The 12,370-nt window shown below is 72.4% G+C and carries 9 protein-coding genes; 4 read left to right on the top strand and 5 right to left on the bottom strand.

The window, feature by feature from the left end; all coding sequences use genetic code 11:
• Positions 1-9: 9 nt before the first annotated feature.
• Entirely contained in the window at positions 10-1,026 is a 1,017-nt protein-coding gene (locus BG482_RS32410; RefSeq protein WP_079142416.1) for an aspartate-semialdehyde dehydrogenase, read from the bottom strand.
• Positions 1,027-1,358: 332 nt separating this feature from the next.
• On the opposite strand from BG482_RS32410, the gene BG482_RS32415 reads away from it, so the two are divergent.
• Positions 1,359-1,904 carry an RNA polymerase sigma factor gene (locus BG482_RS32415; RefSeq protein ID WP_107450832.1) on the top strand — a complete coding sequence of 182 codons (546 nt, stop codon included), beginning with the start codon at positions 1,359-1,361 and terminating at the stop codon, positions 1,902-1,904.
• A gap of 1 nt (position 1,905) precedes the next feature.
• Complete coding sequence (locus tag BG482_RS32420) at positions 1,906-2,658, top strand: hypothetical protein (protein WP_069772765.1); 753 nt, start codon at positions 1,906-1,908, stop codon at positions 2,656-2,658.
• 162 nt (positions 2,659-2,820) lie between these two features.
• On the opposite strand, the gene BG482_RS32425 is transcribed toward BG482_RS32420, so the two are convergent.
• Positions 2,821-6,135: a S8 family serine peptidase gene (locus BG482_RS32425; RefSeq protein ID WP_069772766.1), complete on the bottom strand. Its 3,315-nt coding sequence runs from the start codon at positions 6,133-6,135 to the stop codon at positions 2,821-2,823.
• 280 nt (positions 6,136-6,415) lie between these two features.
• Positions 6,416-6,979: a CGNR zinc finger domain-containing protein gene (locus tag BG482_RS32430; protein WP_069772767.1), complete on the bottom strand. Its 564-nt coding sequence runs from the start codon at positions 6,977-6,979 to the stop codon at positions 6,416-6,418.
• A gap of 120 nt (positions 6,980-7,099) precedes the next feature.
• On the opposite strand from BG482_RS32430, the gene BG482_RS32435 reads away from it, so the two are divergent.
• Complete coding sequence (locus BG482_RS32435) at positions 7,100-7,561, top strand: NUDIX hydrolase (protein ID WP_176741529.1); 462 nt, start codon at positions 7,100-7,102, stop codon at positions 7,559-7,561.
• Positions 7,562-7,694: 133 nt separating this feature from the next.
• Here the strand turns inward: BG482_RS32435 and BG482_RS32440 are convergent, their stop codons facing one another.
• Positions 7,695-8,756: a hypothetical protein gene (locus tag BG482_RS32440; RefSeq protein ID WP_069772769.1), complete on the bottom strand. Its 1,062-nt coding sequence runs from the start codon at positions 8,754-8,756 to the stop codon at positions 7,695-7,697.
• Positions 8,757-8,961: 205 nt separating this feature from the next.
• On the bottom strand, positions 8,962-11,553 hold the full coding sequence (gene pepN / locus BG482_RS32445) for an aminopeptidase N (protein ID WP_069772770.1): 2,592 nt from the start codon (positions 11,551-11,553) through the stop codon (positions 8,962-8,964).
• Positions 11,554-11,705: 152 nt separating this feature from the next.
• On the opposite strand from pepN, the gene BG482_RS32450 reads away from it, so the two are divergent.
• On the top strand, positions 11,706-12,350 hold the full coding sequence (locus BG482_RS32450) for a DsbA family protein (protein WP_069772771.1): 645 nt from the start codon (positions 11,706-11,708) through the stop codon (positions 12,348-12,350).
• The last annotated feature ends 20 nt before the right edge of the window (positions 12,351-12,370 follow it).

Below are 12,370 nucleotides of genomic sequence, written 5' to 3' on the forward strand. Positions count from 1 at the left end.
CGCCGTGCGTCAGTCCTTCAGCTCGGCCGCCACCAGCTCCGCGATCTGCACCGCGTTCAGCGCCGCGCCCTTGCGCAGGTTGTCGTTGGAGACGAACAGGGCGAGGCCGTGCTCGACGGTCTCGTCCTGCCGGATGCGGCCCACGTACGACGGGTCCTGGCCGGCCGCCTGCAGCGGGGTGGGGATGTCGGAGAGGGCGACGCCCGGGGCGCCGGCCAGCAGCTCCGTCGCGCGCTCCACCGTCAGCGGACGCGCGAAACGGGCGTTGACCTGAAGGGAGTGGCCGGAGAAGACCGGCACGCGCACACAGGTGCCGGAGACCTTCAGCCCCGGGATCTCCAGGATCTTGCGGGACTCGTTGCGGAGCTTCTGCTCCTCGTCGGTCTCGTGCAGACCGTCGTCGACGATCGAGCCCGCGAGCGGGACCACGTTGAAGGCGATCGGGCGCTGGTAGACCTGGGGCTCCGGGAAGTCGACCGCCGCGCCGTCGTGGGTGAGCCGGTCCGCGTCCGCCACGACCTTCTGCGCCTGCCCGTGCAGCTCCGCCACGCCCGCGACGCCCGAGCCGGACACCGCCTGGTAGGTGGCGACGACCAGCGCCTCCAGCCCCGCCTCCTCGTGCAGCGGCTTAAGGACCGGCATCGCGGCCATCGTCGTGCAGTTCGGGTTGGCGATGATGCCCTTGGGGCGGTCCACGATCGCGTGCGGGTTCACCTCGGAGACCACCAGGGGCACCTCCGGGTCCTTGCGCCAGGCCGAGGAGTTGTCGATCACGACGGCGCCCTGCGAGGCCACCTTCTCGGCGAGCGCCTTCGAGGTCGCGCCGCCCGCGGAGAACAGCACGATGTCGAGACCGGTGTAGTCGGCCGTCGCCGCGTCCTCCACCGTCACGCCGTCCAGGACCGTCCCCGCCGAGCGGGCCGAGGCGAACAGACGCAGCTCGGTGACCGGGAAGTTCCGCTCCTTGAGGATGCTGCGCATGACCGTGCCGACCTGACCGGTGGCTCCGACGATTCCGACCCTCACGACGACTCCCTTTGTCTCGTTCTGTCTCGCTGCGTACGCATTGCCTGGCCGTGGCTTTTCCATCATGCGGCCGACACCGGCCTACCTGTCCAATTCTTTGCCCGCCATGCCCGAGGAGTGGGACGCCCCACAGTGATCGACGGTTGCGGAACTCGCTCCCGCACCCCGCTGAGCTGGAGGAATTCCCTTCGGCAGGGCTGCCGGCCGCAAGCTCTGCTGCCCCGCCCGCCGGTGTGACGTACGCCTCCGCGGCCGCGCCCGGAATTTCCTCGCGCCGGGGGCGAACGTTTCCGGGCGCGGCGGCGTCGTAGGAGAAACGCGGCGAGGGAGGGGTGTCTGTGCTGCGCAGAATCACCCGCCGGGTCCAGGGGGACGGGGCGGCCGGGCACGGCGACGACCCGCTGGACCCGGCGCAGGAACGCCGGGTGCGGGCGGTGCTCGCGCTGGGCGGGGTGCCGCAGGCGGACCTGCCGGACGGGGTACAGCAGGTCCGCCTGCGGCTGCTGGAGCGCGCGGCGAAGGGACACGAGGCGCCGCGCGACGTCTCCGCCTGGGCGGCGGTCGTGGCCTCCAACCTCGCCATGGACTGGCACCGGGCCAAACGCCGGCAGGAGCGGCTGGGGGAGCGGCTGGCCTCGCTGCGCCAGCACGAGCACCCCTCCGGCGAGGACACCAGCGTGCTCTCCCTGGCCGTCGCCCGGGGCCTGGACGACCTGCCCGACGCCCAGCGTCAGGTCGTCGTCCTGCGCTTCTACGCCGATCTGCCGGTGCGTTCCATCGCCCGGGAGCTGGGCGTCCCGGAGGGCACGGTCAAGAGCCGCCTGCACACGGCGGTCCGGGCCCTGCGCGCCCGCCTGCACGAGGACGAGGTGGTCTGACATGACCGCGGAACACGACGGCCGTGGCGGGCCGGACGCGCTGATGGCGGCCATCGCCGACGAACCGCTGCCGGACGAGGCCCGTGCGGACGGCGCCTTCATGGCGGAGCACCGCGCGGCGAGCGCCGACGTGGCGTTGCTGCGCGAACAGCTCGGCGTGCTCGCCGACGCCCTGACGGACCCGGTGCGCGAGAGCGCGGCGCAGCCGTCGCCCGCGCCCGTCCGGCGGGCACGCGCTCCGCGCCGGCTGCGTCCCCTGCTCCTGGGAGCCGTCGGGGCGGCGGCCGCGGGCGCGCTGGTCTTCGGGGCAGGCTGGGCGGTCGTGCGGGCCGGGCACGGGGTCTCGGACGACGCGGGGAGCAGGGCCGCGAGCGACGCCGGCCGCGGCGAGTCCGGAGCCAAGGCGTCCGAGGACGCCGGCGCTCTCCTCGGCGACCCCGGCTACCTCGCCTGCACCCGGCTCGTCGTCGAGGGCGACGTGACGGACGTCCGCCGGCTGCCCGGCACGACCCGCGAGCGCGTCAGCCTGCGCGTCACCCACGCCTACCGGCCCGTGAGGAGCGCGCCCGAGGTCGGCTTCGACAGGGAGCAGGGCGCGGGTGCGCCGCTGAACCCCGGCGACCATGTGCTGGTCGCCCTGGCGCAGGGGGCGGGCGTCCCCGACGTCTGGGTGGTCGGCGAGCCCGACATCGCGCCGGAGCGGCAGGAGCTCACAGGAGCCCTCTCCGGGGCGGGGACCGCCGCCTGCGAGTAACCGCGGCGGACCACGGAGGACGCGGCGCCGAGCGGCCTGGGGACGGGCGCCCCCGCCCGCCCGGGGCCGCCGGGGGCGTTGCCCGGAAGTCGTCGTGGCGGTGCGCGGACGGCGAAGGGCGGGCGCCCGTACGGACGCCCGCCCCTCTTGTTGCCCGAGGTGCTACGGAGTGACCTTCTCGATCGTCACGTTGCCGGCGCCCGCGACGGTGCCCCGCGCGTTCACCAGCTGGACCTGACCGAAGAGGACCCGGCCCGCCGGGGCGGTGGCCGCGGCGGTGACGGTGGCGGAGACCGCCGCCGAAGCGCCCGTGGCGAGCTTCACCGGCGCGGCCCCGTCGACCGTGACGGCGCCGAGCGCGGACGACAGGAACGCGTCCACGTAGTCGTACGCCGTCGTGCCGGCCGGGACCGAGTAGCCCGCGACCTGGATGGTGTACGTGCCGGCGGCGGGCGACGGAATGGAGACCGCCTCCTCCGAGTCGCCGTCGGCCTGCTGCGCGACCTGCTTGCCGGCCGCGTCGTAGACCGTCAGGTCCAGGTCGGCGGAGGCGTCGGAGACGTTGCCGATGGAGACGTCGAGCGACTTCGCGCCCGCCGGGACCTCGACCGTGGTGGTCTGGGTGGTGCCGTTGGCGATCGTCGGACGGTCCTTCTTGGACGAGCCGAGCGGGCCGCCGACCAGCTTGCCGTCGATGGCGGCGAACTTGTTCGCCACCGTCCAGGAGGCGGCGGCCGGGACGCCGACCTTCGCCTCGGGCACGGTCACGTTCCCCGGGGCGAAGTCCGCGCCGTAGACCGTGGCCTCCAGCTTGTACGGGTTGTCGAGCAGCGGCGAGGTGCGGCGCGACTCGACCTCGATCTCCCAGACCCCGGCCTGCGGGTTCTGGTACGAACGGGCGTCGGGGCGGCAGCCGTTGGTGTTGGGATAGTTGCTGTAGCAGTAGATCGTGGAGGTGTCCTCGACCGCGACGCCGTAGGGGTGGATCGAGATGAACCGGGTCTGGCTCTTGTCCTTCAGCCCGCCGATCGCGACCTCGAACGCCTTGGCACCCTCGGGCACGGTCAGGAAGTAGGACTGGAAGCTGTTGCGCTGCACGGTGTTCGACACGGAGAACGTGTGGCTCACCGGCGTCGAGACGACGACCGTGTTGAGGATCTGCTTGTCGACGCCCTCGGTCTTCGGGTCGTCGACCTCCAGGATGGCGCTCGCGATGCCGGCGGCCTTCGGCCTGGCCTGGATCTGGACCGTCACCGGCTTGTTCAGCGGGAGCCTGACGTCGCCCTTGCCGAGGATCCGGAAGGCGCCGGCCGCGTTGTTCTCCAGGCGGAGCTCGTGGCGGACCGCCTTGTCGGCGCCGGAGGTGCGGGTGATCGTGACGTCGTACGTCTTCTTCTGCCCGGCCTTCAGACCGCCCTCACGGTCGTAGATCCCGGTGCCGAAGCCCGGCGTCTTCAGGGCCTGGTCGAGCGCGGTGTCGACCGGGGCCTTGACGGTGTAGTCGTGGGCGGTGGCGCCGTGGCGGATGGACTTCCAGGCGTCCACGATGTTGATCGCGCCCGCGCCCTCCTCGTAGGCCTGCAGACCCTTGATGTGGTCCGCGGTCGAGGTCAGAGCCGTGCGCAGGACCGCCGGGGTGAGCGCGACCTTGGCCTGCTTGGCGGCCGAGATCAGCAGCGCCGAGGCGCCCGCGGCCTGCGGGGAGGCCATCGAGGTGCCCTGCAGCATGGAGTAGCCGGCCGGCAGCGGGTAGCCCGCGTCGGCGACCGGGGAGCCGGGCAGCCAGGTCTGGGTGGTGTTGATCGCGGCGCCGGGGGCGACCAGCGTCGGCGTGAAGCCGCCGTCCTCACGCGGGCCGCGCGAGGAGAAGGGCAGCAGCGCGTACTTCTTCGTCACCTGCGAGCCGTAGTTGGCGGCCCAGGTCTCCTTGGAGACGGCCGCGCCGACCGAGATCACCTTGTCGGCCAGACCGGGGTCGCCGATGGTGTTCGCGCCGGGACCCTCGTTGCCCGCGGAGATCACGAGCTGGACGCCGTAGGTGTCGATGAGGCGCGTGTACAGCGCGGCGCGCGCGTTGTTGCCGTCGTTGAGGCCCGGCAGACCGCCGATCGACATGTTGACGATGTCGACGCCTCGGTTGACGACCAGGTCGATCATGCCCTCGGTGAGGGCGACGTTGGTGCAGCCCGGGCCGAAGACGCAGGCACGGGAGGAGACGATCTTCGCGCCGGGGGCGGCGCCGTTCATCCGGCCGCCGAACAGGCCGTGCGCGGCGGTGATGCCGGCGACGTGCGTGCCGTGCTCGCTGGCGATGAGACCGATGTTGGCGAAGTCGGCCTTCTTGCCGACCCAGTCGCCGCCGAGCGGGTCCATCGGCACGTCCTTGCGGATCTGCACGACGAACGGCTGGCGTTCGGCGACGTCGGTCGACGGGTTGTCGGTGCCGAACCAGCCGATCTGGTAGCCGTCCTTGTACGGCTTCATCGCGGTGTCGTCGGTGAAGTCGCCGTTGCCGTTCACGTCGACGGTGACGGTGCCGGCGGCCGCGTCGTACAGGACGCCCCACGCGTCGGTGGTGTCGCCGTCGCGGTTGACGTCGCCCTTGGCGTCGCCGCCCGCGGTGGCGGACTCCCGGAAGAGGTTGATCTGGTACGAGCCGGGCTTCGCCGTCCAGGTGCGGCCGCCGTAGCTGAAGCTGGGCCCGGAGACGGAGGTCACCATCGGGCGCCAGGAAGCGTCGTTGTCGAGCAGCGGGTCGGTGGCGGTCACCCAGTCGACGATCTTGCGCTCGCCGGTGGTGGTCTTCTGCAGCGCGGGGTGCGCCAGGTCCACGCCGGAGTCGAGGATGCCGATGGTGACGCCGCGGCCGTCCGCCTTCGGGTTCTTCTTCACGAAGTCGACGGCGCCCGTCTCGAAGGACGGGTTGTACGGGTTCTCGGCGGGGGTGTTCTTGTCCGGCGCGGGGTAGGTCTTCGCCTTCCCGGCGGACCCGGCGTCCTTGACGGCGTCCGCGCTCGGCGCCGGGTCGTCGAGGACGATGTCGTGCCGCAGGTCGATGGCCTGCACCGAGGACAGCTTGGCGGCGGCGGCGATCGCCGAGTCGGCCTTGGCGGTCGGGACGGTGGCGCGGACGTAGCCGAGCTTGTCGTAGGACTGGCCGACCGAGCCGCCCTTGACCGCGTCCAGCTCCTGGGCGACCTGCTCGGTCTGGCCGGGGGCGGTGGCGACCATCAGCGTGACGTTCTTGTCGCCGGAGGCCTTGGCTTCGGCGAGGAGGGCGGCGTCGTCGGAGCCGAGCTTGCGGGGGGCGGACTTCGCGCCGGGGTCGGACGTCGCCGGGGCCGGTCCGGCGTCGGCGGAGAAGGCCAGGGGTATCGGCCCGGCCGCGGACAGTGCGGCCACCAGGCCGGCGGCCACGGCTATGCGGGCCACGCGTCTGGTGCCCGATATCGGTGCACGCTGGGGGGTGAGGGTCATCGGCATCCCTTGTAGGTAAAGGAACGAGCGGCACGTGATCGAGACCGTTCCTGCCTGATCACGGCCGTCCGGAACGCGATCCCGGATGACCGCAAAGCTTTACCTAAGGGGCGGCTGTTTGGGGAGAGTTGACCGAAACGATATGGATGTATGGGGAAAACCCTCTACGAGTCTCCTGTGCGCGGACTGTCCGGCTGCTGTGGGCTGCCGACCGCCTGCCGGGCGTGTCGTGCGTGGCGTCCGTGGCGTCGACCGGCGGCCTCGTACCGGCCCCCGTCCGTCAGGCCTCTTTGGAGCGGGCGTGGTGCCGGGAGGCCTTCGCGCGGTTGCCGCACGTCGCCATGGAGCACCAGCGGCGGGCGCCGTTGCGCGAGGTGTCGAAGAAGTGCAGCGCGCAGGCCTCGTGGGCGCAGCCGCGGATCCGGTCCGGCGCGGTGGCGAGCAGCTCCAGGTAGTTGCGGGCGGCCAGCCAGGCCGGCCCCCACGCCTCGTCCGCGAACTCGGCCCGCTCGCCGGGGCCCTCGGCGGTGAGGGTGGGCCGGATGCGCCCGTGTTCGAGCACGCGGTCCAGACGCTCCGTCCGCGCGCCGTCCACGGCGGCCCCGATCGCGTCGCGGGCGTCGAGAAGGTGCCGCAGGGTCGCCGCGTCGGCCGTGAACCGCCCGTCCAGCCCGTTCGCCGCGAGCCACACCGCCGGCCCGTCCGTGTCCCGCAGCAGGTCCCGCACGGCGCCGTCCCGCGTCCACCGGGTGTTGAGCAGGTCGAGCGCGAGGGGCTCGCCGGTGAGCGGGCGGGGGTCTCGGGGGTGGGGTGCGGGAGAGAGGGAAGCCGGGGCGCCGGGCATGGGGTCTCCTTCGGTCCGGCCTTCGCGCGGCCCTCGACCTGCCCCGTCAAGGTTATGTGACCGGTCGAGGTGTCCGGAAAATCCCCTGCCGGTGGCGCGCCGAGCGGTTAACGTCCCTGCATGCGCCAGAGGTTGAGGGTGGCGGCCTACGCCGTCTGCGTCCGTGACGACCGCGTTCTGCTCGCCCGCTCGCCGGCCCCCGGCGGCACGCACGAGTGGGTGCTGCCGGGCGGCGGCATGGAGCACGGGGAGGACCCGCTCGACACCGTCGTCCGGGAGCTGGACGAGGAGACCGGCTACCGCGTCGAGGTGACCGGCCTGCTCGGCATCGACTCCTCCCGCAGGTCCCTCCGTCGCGAGGGGCTGCGCGGTCCCGTGGACCACCACGGCGTCCGCATCGTCTACGAGGCCCGGATCGTCGGCGGCGAGCTGCGCAACGAGGTCAACGGCTCCACCGACCTCGCCGCGTGGCACGACCTGGACGCGGTCGAGGGGCTCACCCGGGTCCGCCTGGTCGACGTCGCGCTCGGGCTGTGGCGCGAACGGCCGCTGAACGGCCGGGTGCACGTGCCTGAGCGCTGAGGCCGCCCCGCCCCTCCACGGCTCCGCACACCACGGCGTCGCGGAGCGTCGGCGCGCGGCCGGCGCACGAGGAGGGCCGCCGGGTCTGCCCCGACGGCCCTCCTCTCCCCTCCTGACCCGCCCCCGTCCGTCATTACCGGGGCAGCACCACGACGTACGCGGCCGGGGCCCGGTCGCCCGAGGCCATCAGCGCCGTGCGGACCACGGCCGCCTGCTGTTCCATCGCGTCCCGCAGCTTCCTGGGCGTGAGGTGGACGACCGTGATGCCCAGCCGCTCCAGGTGCTCCCGCTTGCGGGCGTACTCGGACCACAGCGCGTCCTCGTCCTGGCGCGGAGCCCGGGTGTCCAGCTCGACGGCCACCGCGTGCTCCGGCCAGTAGGCGTCCAGGCCGCCGAGGTGCGGTCCGCCCGGCAGACGCAGGTCCACGTTCCACACCGGGTCGGGCAGGCCGTGCTCGCACACCATCGTGTACAGGCGCTCCTCCGCGATCGCGCGGCCCTCGGCGAGCAGCGAGTCCACGGCGTCCACCACATGCGGCCGGCTCAGCAGCCTGGCGTCGTTCAACTCCCGGACGACCGCCGACGGTTCGCAGTGGCCGCCGCGCACCGCGTCCGACAGCAGCCGCCGCACCACCTCCGGGTCCGTCAGCTGGGCCACCGCGTCGGCCAGCGCGCGCGGCACCGGCGCCACCGCGACCCCCGTGGCCTGCTCGGGCGTCGGCAGCGTGGACGTGCGCACGACGTGCGCGAAGCCCGTCGAGCGCAACCGGCGCAGCCGCGGCACCAGGACGTCGATGTGGTCCAGGGACGGCAGCGGCGGAGCGGACGACAGGCCGTGCAGGTTCAGCGCCGCGAGGCCCGTGATCATGGCCTCCTTGTACACCGGCCGGTGCGGCTCCCCGCAGCCCGGCTGGGCGGGCACCCCGGTCGGTGCCGAGGTGTCGCGGCCCGCGTAGGCCAGCACCGCGTGCAACCGCTCCTCGCTGGTCGGCGGGCCCGGGTGGAGCAGGTACACGCCCGGGAGGATCTGCTGCCAGGGTCCGCCGGGGCGGCACTGCTCGTTCGCCTCGGCGGGCGCCACGCCCTGGATGCGCAACTGGGCCGCCGTGGTGACTCGGCGCTGGACGTCCGACAGGTGACGGACGGAGCGGGGGGACGCCGGGGGAACCTGGGGGAGCGGGGTGTTGTGGTTCATGCAACGGGGATTCCGCGCCGGACGGGCCCCCTAACCGCTGTTACACGCTCGTCGACAAATCCGGACAAGTTCGCCCTAAAGGACGGGTGTTCGGATGCCGAGTAGGCACCGAAAACCCCTGGTCCCGATCGAGGGAGCCAGGGGTTACGGGTGCGATTGACTGAATTCCGTAACGGTGACCGCCCGCGGAATTCATGGCCAAAGGTCAGTCGGCCGGGAGGGCCGCCGCTTCCGCGCCGTACTCCTGCGCCCGCAGCGACCGCGCCAGGTCGTCCCGTGCCTCCAGCACCAGCCGCCGCAGCGCCGGGGCCGCCGACTCGTGCGCCGCCAGCCAGTCGTCGGTCGCCGCCAGCGTCTGCGGCGAGTCCTGGAGCGAGGGGAACAGGCCCTTGACGACGTTCATCGCGCTCTGGATGGACCGCTCGGCCCAGATCCGCTCGATCGCCGCGAAGTACTTCTGCGCGTACGGCGCGAGCAGTTCCCGCTGCGAGGGCTGGGCGAATCCGGCGATCGTCGCCTCCGCCAGCGCGTTGGACAGCGCGTCCGACTCCATCACCTGGGCCCACGCCTGCGCCTTGACGGCAGCCGACGGACGGGCGGCCAGGCAGCGCACCTGATGCCGCTTGCCGGACGCGGTGTCGTCGCGGGCCAGTTCGGCCGCCAGCACCGACTCGTCCGCCACGCCGTGCGCCGCCAGCGGCTCCAGGAACGCCCAGCGCAGCTCCTGGTCCACCTCCAGGCCGTCGATCTTCGCGGTGCCGTCCAGCAGACCCCGCAGCAGCTCCAGATCCGCCGCGGACGACGCGACCGACGCGAAGAAGCGCGCCCAGGCCAACTGGTGTCCACTGCCCGGCTCGGCCGCCCGCAGATCGCGCACGGCGACGCGTGCCAGCTCAGTCCCGCCCGTGGGTCGCCAGTCCTGCGGCGCGTAGTGCACCAGCGCCGAGTCCGCCCAGGCGTGCAGCATCTGCAGGACGCCGATGTCGGACTCGCGGTGCGCGAAACGGGTCACCAGGTCCACGAAGTCGGCCGCGGGCAGCAGGGCGTCCCGGGTCAGGTTCCACAGCGCCGACCAGCACAGCGCACGGGCCAGCGGATCGGTCAGGTCGCCCAGGTGCTCGCGCAGCGTGGCCAGCGAGGTCTCGTCGAAACGGATCTTGCAGTACGTGAGGTCGTCGTCGTTGACCAGCACCAGGTCGGGCGCCTGCGCCCCGGCCAGCTCCGTGACCACCGTGCGCGGGCCGTCGACGTCCGCCTCGGCACGGGCGTACCGCACGACCCGGTCGCCCTCCCGGCGGTACAGGCCGATCGCCACCCGGTGCGGCCGCAGCTCGGGATGCGTCTCGGCCGCTTCCTGGACCACCGCGAGCTCGTCGATCCTGCCCTGCGGGTCCAGCAGCACCTGCGGGGTCAGCGAGTTCACGCCCGCCGTCTGCAGCCAGGACCGCGACCAGCCGGCCATGTCCCGGCCGCTGGTCTCCCCGAGCACCGCCAGCAGATCGCCCAGGCGCGTGTTGCCGTACGCGTGCCGCTTGAAGTAGCGGCGGGCGCCCTCCAGGAACGCGTCCTGGCCGACGTAGGCCACCAGCTGCTTCAGCACGCTGGCGCCCTTGGCGTAGGTGATGCCGTCGAAGTTGAGCTTGGCGTCCTGCAGGTCGCGGATGTCGGCGGTGATCGGATGCGTGGAGGGGAGCTGGTCGGCGCGGTAGGCCCAGGCCTTGCGGCGGTTGGCGAAGGTGATCCAGGCGTCGGAGAAGCGGGTGGCGCCGACGTTCGCGAACGTCCCCATGAAGTCCGCGAAGGACTCCTTCAGCCACAGGTCGTCCCACCACACCATGGTGACCAGGTCGCCGAACCACATGTGCGCCATCTCGTGCAGGATGACGTTCGCCCGTGCCTCGTAGGACGCCCGCGTCACCTTTCCGCGGAAGACGTACTCCTCGCGGAAGGTCACCAGGCCCGGGTTCTCCATCGCGCCGAGGTTGTACTCGGGCACGAACGCCTGGTCGTACTTCCCGAAGGGGTACGGGTAGTCGAAGTGGTCGTGGAAGAAGTCCAGGCCCTGCTTGGTGATCAGGAAGACGTCGTCGGCGTCGAAGTGGGGGGCCAGACCCCTGCGGCACATCGCGCCGAGCGGGATCTCCAGGGTCGTGCCGTCGCCCAGGTCGCGTGTGTAGACGTCGCTCACGTGGTGGTACGGGCCGGCCACGACGCAGGTGATGTACGTGGAGATCGGCTTCGTCTCCGCGAACCGCCAGACCCCGTCCGTGCGCTCGCCGACGCCGTTGCTCCACACCGTCCACTCCTCGGGCGCGCGCACCTCGAAGCGGAACGGGGCCTTCAGGTCGGGCTGCTCGAAGTTCGCGAACACCCGGCGCGAGTCGGCCGGCTCGTACTGCGTGTAGAGGTAGACCTCGCCGTCCTCCGGGTCGACGAAGCGGTGCAGGCCCTCGCCGGTGCGGGAGTAGGCGCAGCGGGCGTCGACGATCAGCTCGTTCTCCGCGGCCAGGTCCTCCAGCAGGATCCGGGAGCCGTCGAAGACCTCACCCGGGTCGAGGTCGCGGCCGTTGAGGGACACCGAGGTGACACTCGGCGCCACGAGGTCGGCGAAGCTGGACGCGCCGGGCTCGTTGCAGCGGAAGCGCACGGTGGTGACCGACCGGAAGGTGCGCGGCTCCGCCTCCGCGGCCCGCTCGCCCACCGCCGAGCGGACGTCGAGGGACACGTCGTACCCGTCGACGGACAGCAGGGCCGCCCGCTCGCGGGCCTCGTCGCGGGACAGGTTCTCACCGGGCACGGGCGGTACTCCCTCACTGCGTTGCGCATGGGCGCTGCGGACAGGGGTGATCCTGTCATGCGCCCCTGACACGTGGCAGCAGGGAATGCGCGGTGCGGACGGCGGTGTTCAGTGGGGAAAGCCCTGTCTGCTGAGGATTTCTGAGGAGAGACATGCCGGAGAAGACCCCCGTCGACTTCTGGTTCGACCCGTCGTGCCCCTGGGCCTGGATGACGTCGCGGTGGATGCTGGAAGTGGAGAAAGTCCGTGACATCGAGGTGCACTGGCATCTGATGAGCCTCTCCGTCCTCAACGAGGACCGGCTCGCGGAGCTGCCGGAGGACTACCGGGACTTCCTGGAGAACAAGGCGTGGAAGCCGGTCCGTGTGGTGGCGGCCGCCGCGCAGAAGCACGGTGCGGACATCCTCGGCCCGCTCTACACCGCGCTCGGCACCCGCATCCACAACAACGGCGAGGGCCCCACCCTGGAGGCCATCGCCGGCGCGCTCGCCGACCTCGGTCTGCCCGCCGACCTGATCGACTACGCCGACCAGGAGAACTTCGAGTTCGACGCCGAGCTGCGGGCCTCGCACAAGGAGGGCATCGAGAAGGTCGGCCAGGACGTCGGCACCCCCGTCATCGCCGTGCCCGGCCCGGACGGCGAGCAGATCGCGTTCTTCGGTCCGGTCGTCACCCCGGCGCCCAGGGGCGAGGAGGCCGCCCGTCTGTGGGACGGCACCGTCGCCGTCGCCTCGGTCCCGGGCTTCTACGAGCTCAAGCGCAGCCGCTCCAAGGGCCCGGACTTCAGCAACCTGTGACGGCCGCGCCGTCGCCGGCG

Source organism: Streptomyces sp. LUP30 (genome assembly GCF_001746365.1).
Classification (GTDB): domain Bacteria; phylum Actinomycetota; class Actinomycetes; order Streptomycetales; family Streptomycetaceae; genus Streptomyces.

Bases quoted from the DNA above. Each gene is read 5' to 3' on its own strand.
- BG482_RS32420 (WP_069772765.1), top strand. From the start codon at position 1,906: ATGACCGCGGAACACGACGGCCGTGGCGGGCCGGACGCGCTGATGGCG.
- BG482_RS32425 (WP_069772766.1), bottom strand. From the start codon at position 6,135: ATGACCCTCACCCCCCAGCGTGCACCGATATCGGGCACCAGACGCGTG.
- BG482_RS32430 (WP_069772767.1), bottom strand. From the start codon at position 6,979: ATGCCCGGCGCCCCGGCTTCCCTCTCTCCCGCACCCCACCCCCGAGAC.
- BG482_RS32435 (WP_176741529.1), top strand. From the start codon at position 7,100: ATGCGCCAGAGGTTGAGGGTGGCGGCCTACGCCGTCTGCGTCCGTGAC.
- BG482_RS32440 (WP_069772769.1), bottom strand. From the start codon at position 8,756: ATGAACCACAACACCCCGCTCCCCCAGGTTCCCCCGGCGTCCCCCCGC.
- BG482_RS32450 (WP_069772771.1), top strand. From the start codon at position 11,706: ATGCCGGAGAAGACCCCCGTCGACTTCTGGTTCGACCCGTCGTGCCCC.